Below are 23,112 nucleotides of genomic sequence, written 5' to 3'. Positions count from 1 at the left end.
ACTGCCCCAAGACTAGAACACGTTCTCGTTTTTGTCGAGAACGCCCTGCGCCAGCGCACTGTTGATCCCCGCTCTGCGGCCGGAAAACACGCAGTCGGCCAGGGACAGGCCGCTCACGTAGGACCTGGAACAGATTCCCACGGCGGTGCGCCCGGCGGCGTACAGCCCGGGGATCGGCGCCCCCGCCGTGTTCCGCACCGCGCCGGTGTCCTCGTCGACGACGAGGCCGCCGAGGGTGAGCATCGGCGTCGGGTACCCGAGGTTGGGCCGCACCGAGATGTCGATCAGCGAGTACGGCGGGTTGTCCAGGCGGCGCACGAACTCGGTCGGCTTGCCCACCGGATCGCGGTCGCCGTGGTAGCCCTCGACGCTCGCGCGCAGCCCCTGCGGGTCGACGCCGGCCCGGCGCGCCACCTCCTCGACCGTCTCCCCCACGACCCGGCCGCGGCGCAGCAGGTACCGCAGCTGGAGCCATTGGAACCACTGGCTCTGCTTGCGGCCGTCCCGGCGCGCCTCGGCCACGATCGGCGCGTCGACGAGGAGCCAGCCCTTGCTCTCGTGGTGCTCGATGAGCTTCTCGCCGACCGCGGCGCCGTAGCGGGACTCGTCGATGACCCGCCGGCCCGCGGCGTCGACGATGATCCCGCCGAGGAACGCGCTCGGCGGGGTGACGAACCGCCACGCGGAGATCCGGCCCAGCTCACCGGTGGCCCCTCCGGCCTCGACCCCCATCCGGATGCCCGAACCGTTGTCGGCGGAGGTGCCCAGGGCCAGCCCACCGCGGTACTGCGGGGCGTGTTCGCGCACCATCTCGCGGTCGGCGATGAACCCGCCGGCGGCGAGCACGACCCCGCGCCGGGCGGAAATCCGCAGCTCACGGCCGTGCGCCCGCTCGAAGCGCTCGACCCGGCGGTGCAGCGACTTGCGCAGCGACGGCACGTAGATCCCGGGCTTGGCGGCGTACTGCGCGAGGCGCTGGTGGCGCGCCCGCACCGACGCGGGGGCGTCGCTCAGGGTGTCGGCGACGAGCCCGGTGACCCGGCCGGTGCCGTCGCGGACCAGGCTGCGGGCCGTCGTCTGGGTCAGCACCCGGATGCCGCGGGCGCGCACGGCCGCCTTGAGCCGCGCCATCAGCATCTTCCCCGACGTCCCGGGCCCCTTGACGCGATGTCCGCGCGGAGCCGGCTTCGCCGCGTCGCGGAACCCGCCGGCCGCTTCGCTGCCGGAGTAGTAGAGGTAGTGGTCGTCGCTCGGGTACGACGTCTTGTACGGGCAGAGGCTGCCTTCGAACGGCACGCCGTTGCCCTCCAGCCAGGTGATCATCTCCCGGCTGCCCTCGCAGAACCGCCGCAGCGTCCGCTCCGAGACGACGTCCCCGGTTTCCATGCGCAGATAGGCGTACATGGCGTCGACCGAGTCGTCGACACCCGCGTCGAGCTGCTGACCGGTGCCGCCACCGGCGTAGACGACGCCACCGCTGACCGCGCTGGCTCCTCCGCCGGCGAAGCGCTCGACGATGACGACGTCGGCGCCCGCGTCGGCCGCTTCGAGGGCGGCACAGGCGCCGGCCGCCCCGAACCCCACGATGACCACGTCCGCGACGAGTGCGTCCATGGTGGCTACCCTAGAACTGAAACACGTTCTCGTCTATGGTGACCGAAAGGGGCTCTCAACTGGATACTCGTCACGTGGAACACGTTATAGGTGAGGTGGCATGACGGAGCAGTTCGACGTCGTCGTCGTCGGCAGTGGTGCCGCCGGGATGACCGCCGCGCTGGCTGCGGCCCACCAGGGCCTGAGCGTAGTGGTCCTGGAGAAAGCCGGCTGCTTCGGCGGCTCGACCGCACGCTCCGGCGGCGGGGTCTGGCTGCCCGGCAACCACGCTCTGCGCGCCGCGGGGATCGAAGAACCACCCCAGCAGGCGCGCGAGTACCTGGCTTCCATCGTCGGGGACGCCGTCCCGGCCGTCCGGCGCGACACGTTCCTCGCCCACGGCCCCGAAGTGCTGAAGTTCGTCTGCGACCACACCCCGCTGAAGTTCCGCTGGGTCCGCGACTACAGCGACTACCACCCCGAGGCCCCCGGCGGACGCCCCGGCGGGCGGTCGGTGGAGCCGGTCGCCCTCGACGGCAAGCTCCTGGGCGCCGAGCTGGCCCACCTCGAACCGCCCTACAGCGCTCCCCCGCTCGGCGTCCCGATCACCCAGGCCGACTACCGCTGGCTGAGCTTGCTCGCGAGGCACCCGCGCGGCGCCCTCCGGATGCTGTCGCTGGGCCGGCAGTGGCTCGTCGGCAAACTCCGCGGGCAGCAGCTGCTGAGCATGGGGCAAGCGCTTGCGGCCGGGTTGCGGGTGGGCCTGGCGCGGGCCGGCGTCGAGGTCCGGCTGAACACCCCCCTGGTCGATCTCCAGGTCGACGACGACCGCGTCACCGGCGTCGTCACCGAGACCGGCGTCATCGCGGCGCGGCGCGGCGTGATCCTCGCCAGCGGCGGCTTCGAGCGGAACCTCGAGATGCGCGAGAAGTACCAGCGCGCGCCGATCGGCGTCGACTGGACCGTCGGCGCGGCCGCCAACACCGGCGACGGCATCACCGCCGGCCTCAAGCTCGGCGCGGCCCTCGACCTGATGGACGACGCCTGGTGGGGGCCGTCGCTGCCGCTCACCGGCGGGCCGTGGTTCGCGCTGGCCGAGCGGTCCCGGCCGCGCAGCATCATGGTCGACGCGCGCGGCGAGCGGTTCGTCAACGAGTCGGCGCCGTACGTCGAGGCCGTGCACGCGATGTACGGTCCCGGGGACGGGCCGGGACAGCACATCCCGACCTGGCTGGTGTTCGACCAGCGCTACAAGGACCGGTACATGTTCACCGGCATCGGGCCGCGCCAGCCGCTGCCCGGCCGCTGGTTCAAGGCCGGGATCGCGGCGAAGTCGTCTTCCCTGGCCGGGCTGGCGGCGAAGATCGACGTCCCCGCCCAGGCGTTGGAAGCGACGGTCGAGCGCTTCAACGGCTTCGCGCGCAACGGCGTCGACGAGGACTTCCACCGCGGCGTCAGCAAGTACGACCACTACTACGGCGACCCGCGCAACAAACCCAACCCCAGCCTCGGCCCCCTGGACAAAGCGCCGTTCTACGCGGTGAAGATCGTCCCGGGCGACCTGGGCACCAAGGGCGGGCTGCGCACCGACGAACACGCGCAGGTGCTGCGCGAGGACGGCTCGGCCGTGCCCGGGCTGTTCGCCGCGGGCAACGCCAGCGCGGCCGTGATGGGCCGGACGTACGCCGGGCCGGGCGCGACCATCGGCCCCGCCATGGTGTTCGGCTACCTTGCGGCGACGCGGCTGGCGCACGAAGATCAGGGGACCACGGGAGGGCAGCGATGACGCAGGATTCGGTACGCACCATCTACGCCGGTGAGCCGCCGACCCGGTTCGCCCGCGGCTGGCACTGCCTCGGCCTGGCGGAAACCTTCCGCGACGGGAAGCCCCACGCGGTCACCGCGTTCGGCACGAAGCTCGTGGTGTGGGCGGACTCGGCGGGCGAGCTGCACGTGCTCGACGGCTACTGCCGGCACATGGGCGGCGACCTCACCCAGGGCACGGTCAAGGGCGACGAGGTGGCCTGCCCGTTCCACGACTGGCGCTGGAGCGGCACGGGCAAGTGCGTCTCGATCCCCTACGCCAAGCGGGTTCCGCTGCGCGCGCGGACGCGGTCGTGGACGTCGGAGGTGCGCAACGGGCAGCTGCTCGTCTGGCACGACCCGGAAGGCAACCCGCCGCCCGAGGAGCTGGCGATCCCGCGGATCGAAGCGGCCCACAGCGACGAGTGGAGCAACTGGACCTGGGACGAGATCTTCATCGACGGCTCCAACTGCCGCGAGATCATCGACAACGTCGTCGACATGGCCCACTTCTTCTACATCCACTACGCCTACCCGACGTACTTCAAGAACGTCTTCGAAGGCCACATCGCCACCCAGTACCTCAACACCAAGGGCCGCCCGGACATGGGCATGGCGTCGAACTACGGCGGCGAGGACAACCTGCTGCGGTCGGAGGCGTCCTACTTCGGGCCGTCCTACATGATCAACAAGCTGGTGAACTCTTTCCAGGGCTACGAAATCGAGAGCGTGCTCATCAACTGCCACTACCCCGTGACGCCGACGTCGTTCGTGCTGCAGTACGGCATGAAGGTCAAGAAGCTGCCGGGGATCTCCGACGAGCACGCGGACAAGATCGCCGCGAAGCTGGCCCGCGGGATCGGCGCCGGGTTCCTGCAGGACGTCGAGATCTGGAAGCACAAGACGCAGATCGACAACCCGCTGCTGTGCGAAGAGGACGGTCCGGTCTACCAGCTTCGCCGGTGGTACCAGCAGTTCTACGTCGACGTCGCCGACGTCACCGAGGACATGACGCAGCGGTTCGAGTTCGAAGTGGACACGACGAAGGCGAACGAGGCGTGGGCGGCGGAGGTCGCGGAGAACCTGGCGCGGCAGAAGACCGAGGCGGAAGTGTGACCACCGCCGAGCAGACCGAGTTCCTGTCGGGCGGGCTGCGGCCGCACGAGTGCCGCAGCTGCGGGACGTGCGTGCTGGTGAAGAAGAACAGCATCCAGCACACGAGCATCCAGTGGACGTCCCGGCCCGCCGACACCTGCCCGGTGTTCGCGGACGCGGACGGGCCGTCGGCGCTGCTCGACACGTGCCCGAAGCTGGCCGACAGCATCGGCGACGCCGTGCGCGAAGGCACGCTGGCGGTGGCCGATGGCTGAACGGGTCTACACGCTGACCGTCGCCGACGTCGTCGTCGAAACGCCGGACGCGCGGTCGGTGGTCTTCGAGATCCCTCCCGAGCACGCTTCTGCTTTTGCCTACTCGGCGGGGCAGTTCTTGACTCTGCGGATCCCCAGCGAGCGGACCGGTTCGGTGGCGCGGTGCTACTCGCTGTCGAGCGCGCCGCACGAAAACCGGGTGCAGGTCACGGTCAAGCGGACCGACGGCGGGTACGGGTCCGGCTGGATCTGCTCGTCCCTGCAGCCGGGGATGCGGGTCGACGTGCTGGCGCCCGCCGGGGTGTTCTGCCCCTCTTCGGTCGACGAGGACTTCCTGCTGTTCGCGGGCGGCAGCGGCATCACGCCGGTGATGGCCATCCTCAAGACGGCGTTGGAGACCGGTTCCGGCCGGGTCGTGCTGGTGTACGCGAACCGGGACGAGCGCTCGGTGATCTTCGCGGGTGAACTGGCGTCGCTGGCTAAGCGGTACGGAGACCGGCTGGTCGTCGTCCACTGGCTGGAGAGCGTCCAGGGCCTGCCGGACGTCTCGCAGCTGCGCGGGCTGGCTTCGGCGTACACGTCGCACGAGGCGTTCCTGTGCGGACCGGCGCCGTTCATGGCGGCCGTGCGGGAGGCGCTCGGGCAGCTCGGGGTGCCGCGCGAGCGGGTGCACGTCGAGAAGTTCACGTCGCTGACCGGGAACCCGTTCGAGTCCGGTGCGCCCGAGCCCGAGCCGGAGTCCGACGAGGCCCCGGCGTCGCTGACGGTGACGCTGGACGGCTCGACGCAGACCCTGGCCTGGCCGCGGCAGCGCAAGCTGCTGGACCGGCTGCTGGACGCGGGCATGGACGCGCCCTATTCGTGCCGCGAGGGACAATGCAGCGCGTGCGCGTGCCGGATCGTCTCGGGTGAGGTGAAGATGCTGCACAACGAGGTCCTCGACGCCGAGGACATGGCGGACGGCATCGTGCTGGCCTGCCAGTCGCTGCCGGTCACCGACGAGGTCTCGATCAGCTACGAATAGGGAGTTCCCGTGCCCATCAACCCCGACGTCGCCATCGGTGCCGAGATCGGCGAGGTGAACTTCGCGTGGACGTCGTCGGACGTGCTGCTGTACCACCTGGCGCTGGGCGCGGGTCCGGACGAGCAGCGGTTCACCTACGAGCAGGACCTGGTGGTGCTGCCGACGTTCGCGACGGTGGCGGCCAACCTGCGTGTGTTCGACCCGCCGGCGGTGTCGTTCCCGGGGGTGGAGATCGACCTGGCGAAGGTGCTGCACGGCAAGCAGGAGATCACGCTGCACCAGCCGATCCCGGTCGAGGGCAAGGCGGTGGCGCGGTCGCGGATCGCCGACGTCTTCGACAAGGGCAAGGCGGCGGTGGTGGTCCAGGAGGTCTCGGTCACGTCCTCGTCGGGCGATCCACTGTGGACGGCCCGGTCGAGCATTTTCGCGCGTGGCGAGGGCGGGTTCGGCGGCTCGCGGGGGCCTTCGGACCGGGTTTCCTGGCCTTCGGCGGAGCCGGACGTCGTTCTGGAGGTCCCGACGCTGCCGCAGCAGGCGCTGCTGTACCGGCTGTGCGGCGACCGCAACCCGCTGCACGCGGACCCGGCGTTCGCCCGGGCGGCGGGGTTCGACCGGCCGATCCTGCACGGGCTGTGCACGCACGGCATCGTGGCGCGGGTGCTGGTGAACGAGTTCCTGGACGGCGACCCGGCGCGGGTGGCGTCGTTCGCGACGAAGTTCGCGGGCGTGGTGTTCCCGGGCGAGACGCTGCGGATCCGGGTCTGGCGCGCGGACGACCGCCTGCTGGTGACGACGTCGGCGGCCGAGCGCGACGACGCGCCGGTGCTGGCGGACACGGTGCTGGTGTCCACTTCCTGAGCGGCGCGCCCGGGGCGGCTACCGTGGAGGGGTGACTTCGGACTACTTCGTGGTGCGCGGAACGGTCGAGCCGGGCGACCAGCGCGGCCGAGAACTGGGCTTTCCGACGGCGAACATCGCCCTGAGCGACCAAGACGGCTCCCTGGGCGACGGCGTGTGGGCGGGCTGGATCGGCCGCCCGGACGGGACAAGGCTCCCGGCGGCGATCTCCGTCGGCCGCCGCCCCACGTACTACGGCGCGGACGGCTACCGGTTGCTGGAAGCCCACGTCTTGGACTTCTCGGGCGACCTGTACGGCGAGACGCTGGTGGTCTGGCTGGGGACGCACCTGCGCGAGCAGAAGAAGTACGCCTCGGCGGAGGATCTGATCACGGCCCTGAAGAACGACATCGCGGCGGCGGCCCAGTGGACGTCGGAGCACCCGGCCGATTCGCTTCCCTCGCCTGGCGACAGTGCCCTGGGTGAGGTGCGGCGGGTCGCGGGCTGAAGGTTTCCGCGGCCCGGAATTGTCGGTGGTCTCCGGTAACGTGAAATCCGGGGGTCCCCTGGCCGGGGACCTCTCGGTGCCGTGCTCACAACGCCGAGGCCAGCAGCATGTACCCCATGCCGGCGCCCATCACGGTCCGGCAGACCGCGCGCGACGCCTGCCCGGAGCCGGTCACCGCGCCGGAGCCAGAAGCAGCGGCCGAACCGGACGCGGCGGCCAAGCCAGACGCGGCGCCGGGGCCAGCGCCCGCGCCCGAGACAGCGCCCGAGCCGGGGGCCGCCCGTACGACCGCCGAGCCCCGGACCACCGCCACTCCCGACCAAGCAGCGTCCACCACGAAGTACCCCGCCGCCAGCACGGCGACCAGCGGGACCGCCAGCCGCGCGTCCATGGCCGACATCGTCAGCCACGGTCCGTGGTCGCCTCCGCCGTGGGGCATCGCCGTCACCATGTACAGCATCGCCGCCGCCGACAGGGCGTGGTGGGCGCACGCCCGCCCGCGCCACCAGGCCAGCGCGAACCAGCCCGTGGTCAACACCAGCACCGCCTGCCAGCCCGCCGCCGGGATGGGGCCTCCGACCGGCGAGAACATCGCCACCATCGCCACCACCAGCAACAGCTCCGCCAGGTCGCCGTGGCGGACGCCGTGCCCGAGCCGCGCGTAGTCGAGGCGGACCAAGCGCAGCACGCACGGCAGCACCAGCCCCGCGAACACGGCTGTGAGCGCCCAGTCGACCGTCATCGGGTTTCACTCTCCGTCGTGGGTGGTGTCTCCACCGTGACACCCACGACGGCCGGGCACCAGCCGTCATTGAGGTGACACTCAGTCACCCGTCAGGATGAGTCCGCTCGTCGGCACGCCCGTTCCCGCCGTCACCAGGACCCGCGCCGCGTCCGCGACCTGGTTGGCCGCCGTCCCCCGGATCTGCCGGACGCCCTCCGCGATGCCGTTCATGCCGTGGATGTACGCCTCACCCAGCTGGCCGCCGTGCGGGTTGAGCGGCAACGCGCCGTCGAGCTCGAGCGCGCCGTCCGCGATGAAGTCCTTCGCCTCGCCGCGGCCGCAGAAACCCAGTTCCTCCAGCTGCATCAGCACATACGGCGTGAAGTGGTCGTACAGCACCGCAACGTCCACATCGGACGGTCCCAGCCCGGACTGGCCCCACAGCTGCCGGCCCACGACGCCCATTTCCGGCAGCGCGGCCAGGTCGTCGCGGTAGTAGCTGGTCATCACGTACTGGTCCGGTCCGCTCCCCTGCGCCGCCGCCGCGATCACCGCCGGCGGCCGCGCGAGATCGCGGGCCCGTGCCAGGCTCGTCACGACCAGCGCGACCCCGCCGTCGCTCTCCTGGCAGCAGTCGAGCAGGTGCAGCGGCTCGGCCACCCAGCGCGACGCCTGGTGCTCCTCGAGGGTGATGGGCCGCCCGTGGAACCACGCGTTCGGGTTGGTCGCCGCGTGCTTGCGGTCGACGACGGCAACGCGCCCGAAGTCCTCGCTCGTCGCGCCGTAGTCGTGCAGGTAACGCCGCGCGACCATGGCCACCGTCGCCGCCGGGGTGGCGATGCCCATCGGGTAGTGGAACGCGTTGTCCACGCCCGAGGAGTTGACCTGCCCGGCCGCCGCCGACGACACCTGGCCGAAGCGGTGGCCGGACCGCTCGTTGAACGCCCGGTACGCGACGACGACGTCCGCGACGCCGGTCGCCACCGCCATCGCCGCCTGCTGCACGGTCGCCGCCGCGGCGCCGCCGCCGTAGTGGATGCGGCTGAAGAACTTCAGCTCGGGAATCCCGAGTTCCCGCGCGACCGCGATCTCCGCGTTGCCGTCCATGGTGAACGACACCAGCCCGTCCACATCGGACGGGGTCAGGCCCGCGTCGGCCAGTGCGTGGGAGACGCATTCGGCCGCCAGCCGCAGTTCGCTGCGCCCGGAGTCCTTCGAGAACTCCGTCGCGCCGATCCCGGCGATCGCCGCCGTTCCCGAAAGCGTCACGGCAGGGTCACCTCCACCGTCCCGGCGACGTGCTCGCCGAGACTGTCCACACCGGACACCGAAACCACGACGTCCGGCCCGGAACGGGAGACCACCCGGCCGGTGAACGTCAGCGTGTCGTAGGCGTAGCACGGCACGCCGAGCCGGATCTTGATCGACCGGATCAGCGCCTGCGGCCCGGCCCACTCGGAAACGAACCGCTGGACGAGACCCGTGTCGGTGAGGATGTTGAGGAAGATGTCCTTCGAGCCGCGGGCGACGGCCGAGTCGCGGTCGTGGTGGACGTCCTGGAAGTCGCGGGTGGCCAGCGCGGTGCTGACGACGAACGTCGGCGTCGCCTCGATCGTCAGCGGCGGCAGCTCGGTCCCTTCGGCGACGGTCATCGGGCCACCTTCCACGCGGGCAGGGTCAGGTCGTCGTCCACCTCGACGAACGCCGCGACCACCGGTAGTCCGATGTGGACCTCCTCCGGCGCCGCGTCCAGCAGCTCGGCCATCACGCGGACCCCTTCTTCGAGTTCCACCAGGGCCACCACGAACGGCAGCTGCTTGCCGGGCACCGCCGGGTGGTGGTGCACGACGTAGGAGTAAACGGTCCCCCGGCCACTGGCGACGACGTAGTCCGGCTTGGTGTCCAGCGAGCCGTCGGGCGGCATCGGCCCCGGCGGGTGCCGCAGCGTCTCGCCCCAGCGCTGGATCCGCAGCTCACCCTCGCGAAGGCCGTCCCAGAAGAACTCGGTGTCCCGGCTGATCACCGGCCGCAGCACCGGCGCCGGCGGCGGCTTCGGGGCGGGCGGGCGGAACTTGAGGACGCGGAACATCATCTCCGCGACGGCTTCGTCCCCGACGTACCAGGTCATCCGCGTGGTGACGAACCAGCCCTCGCCCAGGGCGGTCTTCTTCGGCCCGACGACGTTCTCCAGCCGCGTCCGCGCCTCGACCTGCTCGCCGGGCCGCAGGTAGCGGTGGTAGGTCTGCTCGGAGTTCGTCGCGACGACCGAGGTGAACCCGGCTTCGTCCAGGAGCTCCATCATCAACCCGAGGGGGTCGTCGGAGCCGCGCGGGACGTTCAGGCCGCCCATCGTCCACACCTGCGCCATCGCGGGCGGCGCGACCAGTCCCTTGTGGACGCTCGTGGCGGCGTACTCCGGGTCGGTGTAGACCGGGTTGCGGTCCCCGATCGCTTCGACCCAGTTGTTGACCATGGCCTGGTTGACGGGGTCGCGCGCCAGGCGCGGCGCGCATTCCCCGCGCGCGGCGATCTCCGCGGCGGCCTCTTCGATGTTCATCGCGGCACCCTCGGCAGGCCCAGGCCGATCGAGGCGATCAGCTCCCGTTGGATTTCGCTGACGCCCCCGCCGAAGGTCAGCACGATGTTGCGTTTCGCGGTGAGGTCCAGCCATTCGGCGAGCTCGGCGGTGTCCGGATCGGCGAGGTCACCGTGGCGGGCGACGACTTCCTCGAGGTTCCGGCCGATCCGCTGGATGGCCTCCGAGCTGAACACCTTGGTCGCCGACGCGTCGGCCACACCCACCGGCGCGCTCGCCGAGGACACCGCGACCTGCCAGTTCAGCAGCTCGTTCACCCGGGTCACGGCCAGCGCTTCGGCGAGCGCGGCCCGCACGTCGACGAGGTCCAGCAGGCCGTGCGCGCCCGCCCAGGCGCGGACGCGGTCGTACAGGCCGCCGATCCGCCCGGCCGGCCCGAGCATGACGCGCTCGTGGTTGAGCTGGGTCGTGATCAGCCGCCAGCCCGCGTTTTCCCGCCCCACCAAGCGGTTCGCCGGCACCCGGACGTCCGAGTAGTAGGTCGCGTTGACGTGGTGGGCGCCGTCGCAGGTGATGATCGGCGTCCAGGAGTAACCGGGGTCGCTGGTGTCGACGACGAGGATCGAGATGCCCTTGTGCTTCGGCGCGTCCGGCGCGGTCCGCACGGCGAGCCAGATGTAGTCGGCGTCGTGGCCGCCGGTGGTGAAGATCTTCTGGCCGTTGACGACGTACTCGTCGCCGTCACGCACCGCCGTCGTCCGCAGCGACGCGAGGTCGGTGCCCGCTTCCGGTTCGCTGTACCCGATCGCGAAGTGGATCTCCCCGGCCAGGATCTTCGGCAGGAAGAACGACTTCTGTTCGCCGGTGCCGAATTCCTGCAGGGTCGGCCCGACCGTCTGCAGCGTGACCGAGGGCAGCTGGACGTCGGCGCGCGCGGCCTCGTCGACGAACAGGTGCTGTTCGATCCCGCCGAAGCCCTGGCCGCCGTATTCGACCGGCCAGCCGACGCCGAGCCGGCCGTCGCGGCCCATCCGGCGGACGATCTCGCGGAACACCGGCCCGTGCCGCTCTCGCCGCATCGCCCGGCGTTCCTCGGGGCTGATCAGGCCGGCGAAGTATTCGCGCAGCTCGGCCCGCAGCTGCTTTTGCGCGCTGGTCAGTTCGACGTGCATCCGCCTCACCCCGCCACTCGTTCGCCGAGCCGGCCGAGCCGGTGGGCGGCCCCGCCGAGCGTCCGGCCGAGATCCTTGACCGCCGAGGAATACCGGTGCAGCGGATAGGTTTCGTCGACGCCGAGGCCGCCGTGGAGGTGGTGGCAGGTCGCCAGCGCCTGCGGTGCCTGCGAGGCGAGCCAGTAGGCGGCGACGTCCAGTTCGGCGTCCGCGTCGAGCCCGGAAGCGAGCCGCCACACCGCGGACGTCACGGCGAGGTGCACGGTCCGCGCGGCCACGTAGACGTCGGCGATCTGGCCCGCCACGGCCTGGAAGGCGGCCAGGGGCCGGCCGAACTGGGTGCGCTCGCCGACGTGCTTGACGGTGAGGGCGAGCGCGCCGGCCAGCAGGCCGTCGCCGAGGGCCAGGGCACCGGCCAGCGCGAACCGGTGCAGCGCCGCGACGGCACCGCGGTCGAACAGCAGGTCGGCCTCTTCGACGGCGACGTCGTGGAGCCGGACGGTGAATTCCGGGGTCCCGGACGAGGTGGGGGTCGGGACGAGCGTGACGCCGTCGGCGTGCGGGTCGACGAGGTAGACGGCGCTGCCGTGCGCGGTGGTCACCGGGGTGAGGATCCGGGTGGCTCCCGCGGCGTGCGGGACAGCGGTCTTCACGCCGTTGACCAGCCATTTCCCATCGCCGGGCCGGGCGGTTGCGGCGGGCTCGGCGACCAGCGGCGCGGACGGCTCGTGCAAGGCGGCGGTGAGCAGCGCGTCCCCTGCCGCGACCGGCGGCAGGAACTCCGCCCGCTGGGCGGGGGTGCCGAGCGACTCGATCGGCAGGACGCCGAGGGCGAGCGCGGCGTACGCGGGCACCGGCGCCGCCACCCGGCCCACCTCGGTCAGGACCTGGGCGACCTCGGCGACGCCCAAGCCGTCGCCTTCCAATTCCGGCGGCAGCGCCAGGGCGAGCAGGCCCGCCGAGGCGAGCGCGCGCCAGGGGTCTTCCTCGGACCCGAGCACTTTCGCGGCGAGGGCGGCGATCTCGGTCTGCGTATCGTCAAGGGCGAAGTCCACGCCTGTCCTCCGGATCGGGCGCAATATTGAAACCTGTTCTAGTCTTAACCGGAAAGGGTGGGCACGGCAACCCCCGGGGGTGGCGCAATGGCGGGGACACGGCGGCGGATCACCGTGCCGCCGACCGCGGGCGTGCCCGAGCCGGTCCCCCTGACGCTGCCCGGCCGCGGCCGCACGGTGGTCACCGACGTCGGCCCGCGGGACGCGCCCGTGCTCTTCCTGCTGCATTCGGTGGCCTGCACGGGCCTGCTGACCTGGTATCCGGCGCTGACGCGGCTGGCGCGGCAACACCGCGTCGTCGTGTTCGACCAGCGCTGGCACGGCCGGGGCATCCGCTCGCCGGAGTTCCGGCTGGCCGACTGCGCCGAGGACGTCACGGCGGTCGCGGACGCGCTCGGCGTCGACCGGTTCGCGATCGCCGGGTACTCGATGGGCGGCCTGGTCGCGCAGCTCGTGGCCCGCGTCGAACCAGAACGTGTTACCGGGCTCGTGCTGTGCTCGACCGCCGGCCACTTCGGCCGGGGGCTGCGGCAGCGCGCCGCCCTCGAGGTCTTCGGCCGGACACTGCGGCGGCTGCGCGAGCGCGTGCCGCCGCCGGCCCTGCCCGGCGCGCTCCCCCGCGCCCGCCTCGCCGACCACCGGTGGGGGCTGCGGGAGTTCCGCTCGACCACGCCGTGGGCGATCGCGGTCGCCGTCGACGAGATCGGCCGGTTCGATTCGCGGCCGTGGTTGCACACGCTGCGGCAGCCGGCCGCGGTCGTGGTGACCGCGCGGGACCGGTTCATCGCGCCCGCCCACCAGCGGTCCCTGGCCCACCGGCTCCCCGGCGCGGCCACCTACGAGGTCGCGGCCGGGCACGCCGCCTGCGTGCTGGCCGCCGACCGCTGGGTGCCCGCCCTGCTCGCCGCGGTCGGATCCCTCCGAGGAAGGAAGCCATGATGGGACGCTTCAGCCTGCCCGACTCCAAACCCGACGGCCTCGAGTCGCCCGTCACCGCGAAGGCCATGAAGTACCTGGCGAAGGCGCAGGTGGCGGTCTTCCGGCTGACCGGCGGCCGGGTCGGCAGCAAGTGGCGCGTCGGGGCGGGGTTCCGCAAGCCCGTGCCGACGCTGCTGCTGGAGCACCGCGGCCGCAAGTCGGGGCGGCTGTTCACCACCCCGCTGCTCTACCTGCGCTCGGGCGAAGACGTCGTCGTCGTCGGCTCGCAGGGCGGGCTGCCGCGGCACCCGCAGTGGTACCGCAACCTGCTGGCGCACCCCGAGACGCGCATCGACCTCAAGGGCCGGCGCGGCGTCCCGGTCACGGCCCGGGTCGCCGAGGGCGCCGAACGCGCCGAGCTGTGGCCGCGGCTGGTCGAGCTGTACGCGGACTTCGCGAAGTACCAGGCCTGGACCGAGCGGGAGATCCCGGTGGTGGTGCTCAGCCCGCGGCCTTGACCAGCTCGGCGAGGGCGTCCGGGAGCGCGTCGGCGAGTGGCCACAGGTCCTTGACCAGCTCCCGCGCGCCGAGCAGGCCGACGTGCACCTTGCCCGCGTTGGACAGCACCGTGACGTTCAGCCCGGCGCCGTGGAAGACCGGCCCGAGCGGGTAGAAGCCGGTGATCCGCGCGCCCAGGAAGTACAGCGGCATCGGCGGGCCGGGCACGTTCGAGACGACCAGGTTGTGCACCACCGGGTGCTTCTCGGCCAGGCGCAGCGCCGAATACGCGCGCACGGCGAGCCCGAACGCCGTCGCGGCCGAGAACTGCGCCCAGTCCTGCAGCATGTCGGCGTCGATCTCGTGGTGGTGGTCCTTGGAGCGCCGGTTGGCCTCGGCGAGGAAGAACACCCGCGCGGCCGGGTCGGCCAGGTGCGTCGGCAGGGAGGCGAAGAAGGCCGAGACCTTGTTGCTGCCGTGGTCGCGTTCGGTGCGGTCGTGCACCGAAACCGGGACGGTCGCCACCAGCGGGTCCTCCGGCAGCTCGCCGCGTTCGGCGAGGAACTCGCGCAGCGCCCCGGCGACGAGCGCGAGCACGACGTCGTTGACCGTGACCCCGAAGGCGTTCTTGACGTCCTTGACGTCGGCGAGGTCGAGCTGGGCGAAGGCGACGCTGCGGTGCCCGGTGATCGTGCCGTTCAGTGACGTCCGCGGCGCGGTGAACGGGACCGGCATCCCCTTGCCGCGCAACGCCCGGCCGACCCAGCGCGGCATCAGCCCGAGCAGGTCGGGCAGCAGCCGCGCGACCTCGGCGGGGCGCTTCACGACGCTTTCGACGCCGGAGCGGATCAGGTCCAGCGGCGACGGCAGCCCGGCGTTCCGGTGCTCGTCGATCTCCGGCATCGGGCCGTCGGGTTCGAGCCCGGCCAGGTAGGTGATCAGGCTGGCGCCGCTGACGCCGTCGACGCTCGCGTGGTGCATCTTGAGCAGCACGGCGAGCTGGCCGTCGGCGAGGCCTTCGATGACGTACAGCTGCCACAGCGGGTGCGCGCGGTCGAGCTGCTGCCCGGCGATGTGCGCACACAGCGCGGCCAGCTCGGCGCGGTCGCCGGGGGCAGGCACGCCGATGCGGTGCACGTGGTGGTCGAGGTCGAACTCCTCGTCCTCGACCCAGACGGGGTGGCTGAGGTTCCACAGCGGATTGTGCAGTTTGCGGCGGAACGCCGGGATCAGCCGGACGCGTTCGTCGAGTTTCTCGTGGAGCTTCGCGAAGGTGTAGCCGCCGGGGACGGTCTCGCTGTCCAGGACGAGCAATCCGCAGACGTGCAGGACCTGCGACGACGTCTCGAGGTAGAGGAAGCTCGCGTCGAGGCCGCTCAGTCTTTGCATGGCGTCAGGGTAGGCCACGTCCGGTGAGCGGCGCGTCACCCTACTCGCCGGTATCATCGCGGTGGTGCAGCCGAATTTCCTGATCCGTCGCGCGGTCCAGCTCGGTCTCACCGCCAACGCCCTGCGCCCGCTGCGGGCCCGGTCCACGACGATCCCGGTGTTCTTCGCCGGGTGGCTGACCGGCGAGCTGGCGCCCCAGTTCCTGGCGCTGACGGCGGCGGATTCGCTGTCCCACGTGGCCCGCCACGGCGTCCACGACCGGTCGACGAAGGCGGGCCTGGCGATGGCGGCGGCGTCCGCCGCGGGGCTGGCCGCGCTGGTCCGCACCGGCCACGGCGCTCGCGAGGAGATCGAGAACGCGCTGACGTCGGCGCTGGGTCCGGACTACGCGTCGGAGCTGGGCCGGTCCGATCTGGGGTTGCCGTGGGGCGAGCTGGCGCTGCCGTTCCGGATGGGCGCCCCGGACGTCCGCGTCGACCGCAACATCGCCTACGCCCCGGGCGGCAAGCGGTTCCTGCTGGACGTGTACCGGCCGGCTACGCCGGTCTCGGGTGCCCCGGTGCTGCTGCAGGTCCACGGCGGAGCGTGGGTGATCGGCAACAAGGAGGAGCAGGGCCGGCCGCTGATGCGCTACCTGGCGCGTCGAGGCTGGGTGTGCGTCGCGATCAACTACCCGCTCGCGCCGACACATCGGTGGCCGGCGCACATCGTCGCGGCGAAGCAGGCGCTGGCGTGGATCCGCTCTTCGATCGTGTCGTACGGCGGCGACCCGGATTTCGTGGCGGTGACGGGCGGCTCGGCGGGCGGCCACCTGTCGGCGCTGCTGGCGTTGTCCCAGAACGACCCGGCGTTGCAGCCGTCGTTCGAGGACGTGGACACGAGCGTCCAGGCGTGCGTCCCGCACTACGGCGTGTACGACTTCGCGGCGACGTCCGGCGCACCGGCGAGCAAGTACCGGCTGGAGAGCCTGATCGCCCGCCGGGTGTTCGCACCGGACCGGGACCCGGTCTCCCACCTGGACGACTACATCGCGGCGTCCCCGCTGGACCGCATCACCTCGGACGCACCGCCGTTCTTCGTGATCCACGGCCGCGACGATTCACTGGTCCCGGTCCGGGAGGCCCGCGAGTTCGTCGCGCGCCTGCGGGAGAAGTCGCGGCAACCGGTGGCGTACGCGGAGCTGGCGGGGGCTCAGCACGCGTTCGACGTGTTCACATCGGTCCGGTCGGCGCACGTGGTCCGCGGGGTGGCGCGGTTCCTGGATCACACCTACAACGCCTGGAAGGCCGAGCGGGCTCAGTAGACGAGGTCCAGGGGGCTGGCCGAGGGTGGGCCGTCGAGGCGCCACTCCGGTCCTTCGCGGACGAAGCGGTACCAGCGGGCGTCGCGGCCGTAGCGCAGTTGCAGGTCTCCCTGGGTCAGCCGGTTTCGCCAAAGCTTCGGCTTGCCCGGGAGACCCGCGTCGGCCAGGGTTTGCTGCGCTTCGGCGAGCGGGCCCGGGCCGGGTTGCCAGGTCTCCCGATACGCCGCCAAGCCGCCGCGGCCGGCTTCGCGCCAGGCCTCGGCCCAGCGGGTCAGGTCTTTCGGGGCCACCCCCGCCGCCGTGGCGAGAGCGGTGATCTCCGCGCTGGTGCGGCCGGCCGCGCGGCGGGTGAGGTCTTCCTCGAACGTCAGCTCCGCCGGGGTCGGGCCGCCGGTCAGGAGGTCGCGGGCGAGGGCGGCCGCGTCCGCCGCGAGGGCCGAGAGCGCCGCCGCCGTCCAGCCGGTGCCCGGGGGCGGGTCGAGGTCCAGGACCGCCGGGGGCCCCGGGACCCGTGGTGGTGCCGGCACGGCGGGGATCGCGCCCGGCCGTCGCGCGTAGGCGGCCCGGGGCGTCAGGCCCTCGTCGGCGGGCTTCGGGAGCTTCGGCTTCTCGCCGCGGGCGGGCGAGCGGCGGGCGCGGAGCTCGGCCAGGACGTCCGCCCGGGGGCGGCCGCGCAGCAGGAAGAGCGTGAACGGGTCGCGGTCGACCTCGTCGGCGACCAGGTAGTACACCGCGGCGACGTGCTTGCACGGGTTCGCCGAGTCCGGGCACGAGCACCGCGGCCGCAAGTCACCTGGGCCCGGCAGCAGGTCGACGCCCGCTTCGCGCGCCTGCTCGGTGAGCGCGCCGGGAAGCTCGCCGTCGAGCAGCGCGGCCGCGTGGCCGAGCTGGGTGCCGACCACGCCGAGCAGGGTGTCCCACTCGCCGTCGGTGAAGGTGCGCATGGTGATGGTCACCCGGTACGGCTCCGGCCGGCTGCCGCGCACCCGCGCCGTCATCGCGCCGGCGCCGAAGTGCAGCTCGCTGACGGTGCCTTTCCGCGCGTACGTCCGCCCGCGGGGCAGCCGGTTCGGGTCGAGCTTCGCGCGTTGCTCCAGGGCCTCGACCCACGCGCGGCCCCACCACGTCGTGCCGAAGTTGCGCCTCGGAGGCATCACCCGCCCCCGAGCCGGACGAGGTCGGCGAGCTCGTCGTCGGACAGTTCGGTGATCCAGTCTTCGCCCGCCCCGACGATCGACTCGGCGAGGCCCCGTTTCTTTTCGAGGACCTGCGCGATCCGTTCCTCGAGGGTGCCTTCGGCGATCAGCCGGTGCACCTGGACGGGCCTGTCCTGCCCGATCCGGTAGGCGCGGTCGGTGGCCTGGTCTTCGACCGCCGGGTTCCACCAGCGGTCGTAGTGGATCACGTGGGTGGCGCGGGTCAGGTTGAGCCCGACGCCGCCGGCCTTGAGGGAGAGCAGGAAGACCGGGATCTCGCCGGCTTGGAAGCGGTCGACCATGTCCTGCCGTTTGGCCGGGGAGCTGTCGCCGGAGAGCAGTTCGGTGGGCAGGCCGCGGTCCCGGAGGCGCCGTTCGAGGAGGCGGCAGAGCTGGACGTACTGGCTGAAGACCAGGACGCTTTCGCCTTCGTCGAGGATCACGTCCAGGAGCTCTTCGAAGGCGGCGAGCTTGCCGGAGCGGCCGGTGAGCGCGCCGTGCGGTTCTTTGAGGAACTGCGCGGGGTGGTTGCAGATCTGCTTGAGCTCGGTGAGCAGCTTCAGAACCTGCCCGCGGCGTTCGATGCCCTTGGTTTCCCGGATTTCGGCGAGGTTTTCCCGCACGACGGCTTCGTAGAGCGTGGTCTGCTCGGCGGTGAGCGGGACGAACCGATCGGTCTCGGTCTTCGGTGGCAGTTCGGGGGCGATGTCCGGGTCGGTCTTGCGCCGCCGGAGCAGGAACGGCCGGACGGTGGCGGCCAGCCGTTCGGTGACCGCCTTGTCGCGGTCGCGTTCGATCGGCCGCGCGACGGTGCGCCGGAACCGATCGAGGGGGCCGAGGAGGCCGGGCGTGGTCCAGTCCACGATGGACCACAGCTCGGTGAGCCGGTTTTCGACGGGCGTCCCGGTGAGGGCGACCTTGGCTTGCGCGGGAATCTTGCGCAGTTCCTTGGCGGTGGCGGACAGCGGGTTCTTGACGTGCTGCGCTTCGTCGGCGGCGACGAGCCCCCAGTCCACTTCGGACAGTGTTTCGCGATCCCGGCGGAGGACACCGTAGGTGGCGAGGACGACTTCGTCGGGGGCGAGGTCGTCGAGGTGGCGGCGGCCGCCGTGGAAGCGGCGGACGGGGATCTCGGGGGCGAAGCGGGCGAACTCGCGCTCCCAGTTGCCGAGGAGGGAGGTGGGGCAGAGGACGAGGGTGGGACCGCCTCCGGCGCGCGGAGGCGCAGCCGGCCGGGCACCCGAGGGCTCGGCACCGCCCGAGAAGTTTTCGGCAAGCAGTGGCCCATCGCCGGCGGACGAGGGCGCGGCCACCGGCGGCAGGTCGCCGGGCTGCCGCTCGCCGGGCGCCGGTTCGGCCGCGGATTCGGCAGCCTCGGCGGGGTGCGTCGAGACCCGCTGCAACTCCCCCGACCTCGCCAGCTCACGCCGGTGCAAGTGGAGTGCGATCAGCTGGATCGTCTTGCCCAGGCCCATGTCGTCGGCCAGGCAGGCGCCCAAGCCCAGGCCCGTCATCGTCGCCAGCCACGACAGCCCGGCCTGCTGGTACGGGCGCAGTGTCGCCTGCAACCCCGGCGGCGGGGCCATGGGGGACTCCGCGCGGTCCCGGATCCGCGCGGCCAGGCCGCCCAGCGCCGGTGGCGCCGCGAACTCCACTCGCTCGCCGTCCACATCCAGCTCGCCCGTCAGGGCCGCCGCCAGGGCCTCGCCCGCGTCCAGCCGGCGAGTCCGGCTGCGTACCCGGGCCAGGAGCTGCGGATCGACCCGCACCCAGTGCCCCCGCAAGCGAACCAACGGCCGCTTGGCTTCGGCCAGGGCCGTCACCTCTGCGTCCGTCAGTTGCTCCCCGCCCAGGCTGAGCTGCCAGCGGAACTCCAGCAGGGACCGCAGCGCGAACTCCGCCTCCGCCACGCTCGCCGGTGCCTGCGTCGCGCTTGCCCGGGCCTTCACCTCGCCCGCGAACAGGCCCTTCGACCACAGGACCTCGATGCCGGCTCCGCCCAGCTCGCGGGCGCCGTCGGTGAGGAGGTCGACCACTTCGTCGTCGGACAGCGCCAGCGAAGCCGGGGTCGCCTGGGTCAGCACGCGGCCCAGCGGCGCCCACGCCCTCGCGCCGCGCCGCAGCCCCAGCAGCAACTGCGTCTCGACCTGGTCGCCGAGGCGGTTCAGCACCGCGTCCGGGGCGTCCCACAGCGTGGCCGCCTCCACCACCAGGCTCGGCTCCGCCATGCTGCGGACCGCCAGCACTCCGGCGAACGACTCGTCGTCGGCGCCCTCGACCCGCAGGAGCACCTGGACCCCGCGGGGCTCGCGGGCCTCCAGCTCCGCCAGCCACGCCGCGCCGTCCGGGCCGAGGAGCGCCGGTTCGCGGGCCGCGAACGCCGGGTCGCCCGCGCCGACCGGGGCCGCCGGGCTGCGGACCAGGAGGTCGGCCGTCGCGTCCCAGAGGGCCCGGACCAAGGAGTCCGGCGAGTGCAGGCGGATGCGCTTCAGCCCGGTCAGCGGCAGCGCGTACGCCTCCGGGGGCAAGGCGCCGGCCAGCCCCCGCAGCAGTTCCTCGTCGGCCGCATCGAGGGGGCCGATCCGCCAGGCCGCCGCGCCGCCCGGTGACGCTGCCGGCCGCAGCCGCCCCCGCGCGACGAGGTTCACCCCGGCGTTGACCGCCGCCGACCACGCGGCCACCGCGGGGCTGGCCTCCTCCCCCACCGACAGCAGGCGGGGCAGCGCCCGCTCCAGGGGGACCAGCTCGGCTTCGACCTTCGTCCGCGCGAACTTGGCTCCGCGGGGCAGCACGAGCTCGATCGTGGTCCCGCCGGCCACGTCCTCGCCCCACAAGGCCAGCACCCCGTCCCGCGGGGGATCCGCGGGGAGGTAGGTGGCCTGGGTGTCTGCGCTGAACTCCACGACCGCAACGCTAGAACACGGCACCGACAGTTCGGCCCCCGGCGGCGCGAACGGTCCCTTCGCACCGTTGCCCAACGCAACTCACCCGGCGCCGAAGGGCATCACCCGCGGGGCAGGCCGAGGAGACGTTCGGCCGTCAGCGAACGCAGGACCTGCGTCGTGCCGCCGGCGATGGAAAGGCAGCGGGTGAGCAGGAATTCGTGCTGGGCCGGGCCGTCGGCGAGCAACGCGCCCGCGCCGGCCAGCTCCAGCGCGAACTCCGCCACCGCCTGCCGGTGCGACACGCCGAGCAGCTTCCGGACGCTCGACTCCGCGCCCGGATCCTGGCCCTCCAACCGGCGCAGGGCCGCCCGCAGATCCAGCACCGAACCCGCGACGCCGTCGGCCACCAACGTGCCGAGCCGGTCCAGCGCCACGTCGTCCAGCGCGTCGGCGTCCACAGTGGACACCAGAGTCTGCACGCTCTCACCGACCGCCGACCCGCTGCCGATGGCCACCCGCTCGTTCGCCAGCGTCGTGCGCGCCAGCCGCCAGCCGCCGCCCGGCGGGCCGACGACGTCGGCGTCCGGCACGAACACGTCGTCGAGGAACACCTCGTTGAACACCGCCTCGCCGGTGATCTCCCGCAGCGGCCGCGTCGTGATCCCCGCGGCGCGCATGTCGACCAGGAAGTACGTGATGCCCTGGTGCTTGGGCACGTCCGGGTCGGTGCGGGCCAGGCAGATGCCCCAGTCGGCTTCGCGGGCCAGCGACGTCCACACCTTCTGCCCGGACAGCCGCCAGCCGCCGTCGACGCGGCGGGCCGACGTCCGCAGCGCCGCCAGGTCGGATCCGGCGCCGGGCTCGCTGAACAGCTGGCACCAGGTGAGCTCGCCGCGCAGGGTGGGCCGGGCGAACCGCTCCCGCTGCTCGTCGCTGCCGTGCTCGAGGATCGTCGGCACCGCCCACGCGCCGATCACCAGGTCCGGACGGCGGACCCCGGCCGACGCCAGCTCGGCGTCGATCCGCAGCTGCTCCGCGGCGTCGGCACCCCGGCCGTGGGGTGCGGGCCAGTGGGGCGTCAGCAGACCCGCGTCCGCCAGGGCAACCCGCTGCGCCTCGGACGGCAAAGCGGCGATCCGCGCCACCTCGTCCCGCAAGGCGGGATCGTCCCCGACGTCGACACCCAGCGTGCGCTCGCTTCCGGACAGCGCCAGCGACGCCGCCCGCCGCCGCCACGACCCGCCGAGCCACTGCCGCAGAGCAACGGCCCGGCGCAGGTACAGGTGCGCGTCGTGCTCCCAGGTGAACCCGATGCCGCCGAGGACCTGGACGCAGTCCTTGGCGTTGGCGACGGCCGCGTCGAGGGCGACGACGGCCGCGCTCGCCACCGAGAGCGGGTGCTGCCCGGACGCCGCGTCCCAGGCGAGCGCTTCGGCGGCTTCGGCGCGGCAGAGCATCTCGGCGCAGAGGTGCTTGATCGCCTGGAACGCCCCGATCCGCTTGCCGAACTGCTCGCGGACCCGGGCGTACTCGACGGCGATGGTCAGGCAGCGCCGCGCCACGCCCGCCGCCTCGGCCGCCGCCAGGATCGCGGCCGGTGAGTCGGCCGGCGGCACGGAGAGGAGATCGGCCTGGACGTCCGAGAACCGGATGCGGGCCAGCGGACGCGAGAAGTCGAACGCGGGCAGCGGCTCGACGCTCACCCCGGGCGTGCCGGGCGCGAGCAGGACGTGGCCACCCTCGACCGGGACGAGCAGCCAGGCGTCCGGGTGCGCCCCGGGTACGGGCCCGCTGAGGCCGTCCTCGAGGGACAGGGCGTCCAGCAGGACCGCGACGGTGGCCTCCCCCTCGGCCAGGGCCGGGAGCAGCTCCTTGGCTTCGGGGACGTCGGCGAGCAGCAACCCGGCGAGCGCGGTGCCCAGCAGCGGGCCGGGAACGAGTTCCTCCGCCGCCGCGGCGAGCCCGGCGGCGAGGTCGGCGACACTGCCGTCGGCCCCGCCGGCCGCCGCGGGCAGCGCGACACCGAGCAGGCCGAGCGCGGCGAAGCCGGCCGGGATGCCCACGCCGGGGCCGGTCTCCGCGGCGCGCACCGCCTCCCGCGGGTGGTGCGCCGCGGACCAGGCGCGGATCGCCTCGGCCAGCGCGGCCTGTTCCTCGGTGAGCGCGACCGGCATGGGGCCTCCTCGCGGGATCGGCAAACTACTGGCGAGTGTAGAACGTGTTATAGTTTTTCGGCCAGTGGGTCAATTGTCGCGAGGTTCGCCAGGACAGGTAATCTACGTCGTGAACTGGAACAAGTTC

At 72.6% G+C, this 23,112-nt stretch carries 20 protein-coding genes; 9 read left to right on the top strand and 11 right to left on the bottom strand.

Annotated elements, in window-relative coordinates:
* Positions 1-12: 12 nt before the first annotated feature.
* Positions 13-1,614: an FAD-binding protein gene (locus tag H5965_RS33610; RefSeq protein ID WP_310974812.1), complete on the bottom strand. Its 1,602-nt coding sequence runs from the start codon at positions 1,612-1,614 to the stop codon at positions 13-15.
* 100 nt (positions 1,615-1,714) lie between these two features.
* On the opposite strand from H5965_RS33610, the gene kstD reads away from it, so the two are divergent.
* From kstD to H5965_RS33580, 6 genes are read left to right on the top strand one after another with little or no spacing between them, the layout of a single operon-like run.
* Positions 1,715-3,379 (top strand): 3-oxosteroid 1-dehydrogenase, encoded by a 1,665-nt coding sequence (kstD, locus tag H5965_RS33605; RefSeq protein ID WP_310974811.1) that lies wholly within the window; start codon positions 1,715-1,717, stop codon positions 3,377-3,379.
* Complete coding sequence (locus H5965_RS33600) at positions 3,376-4,512, top strand: Rieske 2Fe-2S domain-containing protein (RefSeq protein WP_310974810.1); 1,137 nt, start codon at positions 3,376-3,378, stop codon at positions 4,510-4,512. The genes kstD and H5965_RS33600 overlap by 4 nt, the downstream gene beginning before the upstream one ends.
* Complete coding sequence (locus H5965_RS33595; RefSeq protein WP_310974809.1) at positions 4,509-4,766, top strand: hypothetical protein; 258 nt, start codon at positions 4,509-4,511, stop codon at positions 4,764-4,766. Before H5965_RS33600 ends, H5965_RS33595 begins: the two co-directional genes overlap by 4 nt.
* A complete protein-coding gene (locus H5965_RS33590) occupies positions 4,759-5,790 on the top strand; it encodes a ferredoxin--NADP reductase (RefSeq protein WP_310974808.1) in 1,032 nt (343 codons plus the stop codon). The genes H5965_RS33595 and H5965_RS33590 overlap by 8 nt, the downstream gene beginning before the upstream one ends.
* A gap of 9 nt (positions 5,791-5,799) precedes the next feature.
* Positions 5,800-6,648, top strand: coding sequence for a MaoC/PaaZ C-terminal domain-containing protein (locus H5965_RS33585; protein WP_310974807.1), 849 nt, complete (start codon positions 5,800-5,802; stop codon positions 6,646-6,648).
* Between the two features lie 31 nt (positions 6,649-6,679).
* Entirely contained in the window at positions 6,680-7,135 is a 456-nt protein-coding gene (locus H5965_RS33580) for a riboflavin kinase (protein ID WP_310974806.1), read from the top strand.
* Between the two features lie 85 nt (positions 7,136-7,220).
* Here H5965_RS33580 and H5965_RS33575 read toward each other — a convergent pair whose 3' ends face one another.
* From H5965_RS33575 to H5965_RS33550, 6 genes are all read right to left on the bottom strand, one after another.
* Positions 7,221-7,877: a DUF5134 domain-containing protein gene (locus H5965_RS33575; RefSeq protein ID WP_310974805.1), complete on the bottom strand. Its 657-nt coding sequence runs from the start codon at positions 7,875-7,877 to the stop codon at positions 7,221-7,223.
* Positions 7,878-7,958: 81 nt separating this feature from the next.
* Positions 7,959-9,128 carry a lipid-transfer protein gene (locus H5965_RS33570; protein ID WP_310974804.1) on the bottom strand — a complete coding sequence of 390 codons (1,170 nt, stop codon included), beginning with the start codon at positions 9,126-9,128 and terminating at the stop codon, positions 7,959-7,961.
* A complete protein-coding gene (locus H5965_RS33565; RefSeq protein WP_310974803.1) occupies positions 9,125-9,511 on the bottom strand; it encodes a MaoC family dehydratase in 387 nt (128 codons plus the stop codon). Before H5965_RS33565 ends, H5965_RS33570 begins: the two co-directional genes overlap by 4 nt.
* The gene (locus tag H5965_RS33560; RefSeq protein ID WP_310974802.1) at positions 9,508-10,416 is read right to left on the bottom strand and encodes an OB-fold domain-containing protein; all 909 of its coding nucleotides are present in this window, start codon (positions 10,414-10,416) and stop codon (positions 9,508-9,510) included. The genes H5965_RS33565 and H5965_RS33560 overlap by 4 nt, the downstream gene beginning before the upstream one ends.
* Positions 10,413-11,567 (bottom strand): acyl-CoA dehydrogenase family protein, encoded by a 1,155-nt coding sequence (locus H5965_RS33555; protein ID WP_310974801.1) that lies wholly within the window; start codon positions 11,565-11,567, stop codon positions 10,413-10,415. Before H5965_RS33555 ends, H5965_RS33560 begins: the two co-directional genes overlap by 4 nt.
* Positions 11,568-11,572: 5 nt before the next feature.
* Positions 11,573-12,622, bottom strand: a complete 1,050-nt coding sequence (locus tag H5965_RS33550) for an acyl-CoA dehydrogenase (protein WP_310974800.1) — start codon at positions 12,620-12,622, stop codon at positions 11,573-11,575.
* An 87-nt stretch (positions 12,623-12,709) separates the two neighbouring features.
* Between H5965_RS33550 and H5965_RS33545 the strand changes: the two genes are divergently transcribed.
* Positions 12,710-13,561, top strand: coding sequence for an alpha/beta fold hydrolase (locus H5965_RS33545; protein WP_310974799.1), 852 nt, complete (start codon positions 12,710-12,712; stop codon positions 13,559-13,561).
* Complete coding sequence (locus H5965_RS33540) at positions 13,561-14,058, top strand: nitroreductase family deazaflavin-dependent oxidoreductase (RefSeq protein ID WP_310974798.1); 498 nt, start codon at positions 13,561-13,563, stop codon at positions 14,056-14,058. The genes H5965_RS33545 and H5965_RS33540 overlap by 1 nt, the downstream gene beginning before the upstream one ends.
* Here the strand turns inward: H5965_RS33540 and H5965_RS33535 are convergent.
* A complete protein-coding gene (locus H5965_RS33535) occupies positions 14,042-15,427 on the bottom strand; it encodes a wax ester/triacylglycerol synthase family O-acyltransferase (protein ID WP_310974797.1) in 1,386 nt (461 codons plus the stop codon). The two genes, H5965_RS33540 and H5965_RS33535, sit on opposite strands and share 17 nt — an antisense overlap.
* A 64-nt stretch (positions 15,428-15,491) precedes the next feature.
* Between H5965_RS33535 and H5965_RS33530 the strand changes: the two genes are divergently transcribed.
* Positions 15,492-16,730 (top strand): alpha/beta hydrolase, encoded by a 1,239-nt coding sequence (locus H5965_RS33530; protein WP_310974796.1) that lies wholly within the window; start codon positions 15,492-15,494, stop codon positions 16,728-16,730.
* Here H5965_RS33530 and H5965_RS33525 read toward each other — a convergent pair.
* The 3 genes from H5965_RS33525 to H5965_RS33515 all read right to left on the bottom strand — a co-directional run bounded on the left by H5965_RS33525 (position 16,724) and on the right by H5965_RS33515 (position 22,985).
* The gene (locus tag H5965_RS33525; RefSeq protein ID WP_310974795.1) at positions 16,724-17,884 is read right to left on the bottom strand and encodes an SWIM zinc finger family protein; all 1,161 of its coding nucleotides are present in this window, start codon (positions 17,882-17,884) and stop codon (positions 16,724-16,726) included. The genes H5965_RS33530 and H5965_RS33525 overlap by 7 nt on opposite strands.
* The gene (locus H5965_RS33520; protein ID WP_310974794.1) at positions 17,884-20,829 is read right to left on the bottom strand and encodes a DEAD/DEAH box helicase; all 2,946 of its coding nucleotides are present in this window, start codon (positions 20,827-20,829) and stop codon (positions 17,884-17,886) included. Before H5965_RS33520 ends, H5965_RS33525 begins: the two co-directional genes overlap by 1 nt.
* Before the next feature lie 101 nt (positions 20,830-20,930).
* Positions 20,931-22,985 carry an acyl-CoA dehydrogenase gene (locus tag H5965_RS33515; protein WP_310974793.1) on the bottom strand — a complete coding sequence of 685 codons (2,055 nt, stop codon included), beginning with the start codon at positions 22,983-22,985 and terminating at the stop codon, positions 20,931-20,933.
* Between the last annotated feature and the right edge of the window lie 127 nt (positions 22,986-23,112).

The organism is Amycolatopsis sp. 505, from assembly GCF_031625235.1.
Lineage (GTDB): Bacteria > Actinomycetota > Actinomycetes > Mycobacteriales > Pseudonocardiaceae > Amycolatopsis.
Note: the sequence above shows the minus strand (reverse complement) of the source record. Positions and strands in the feature narration are given on the sequence as shown.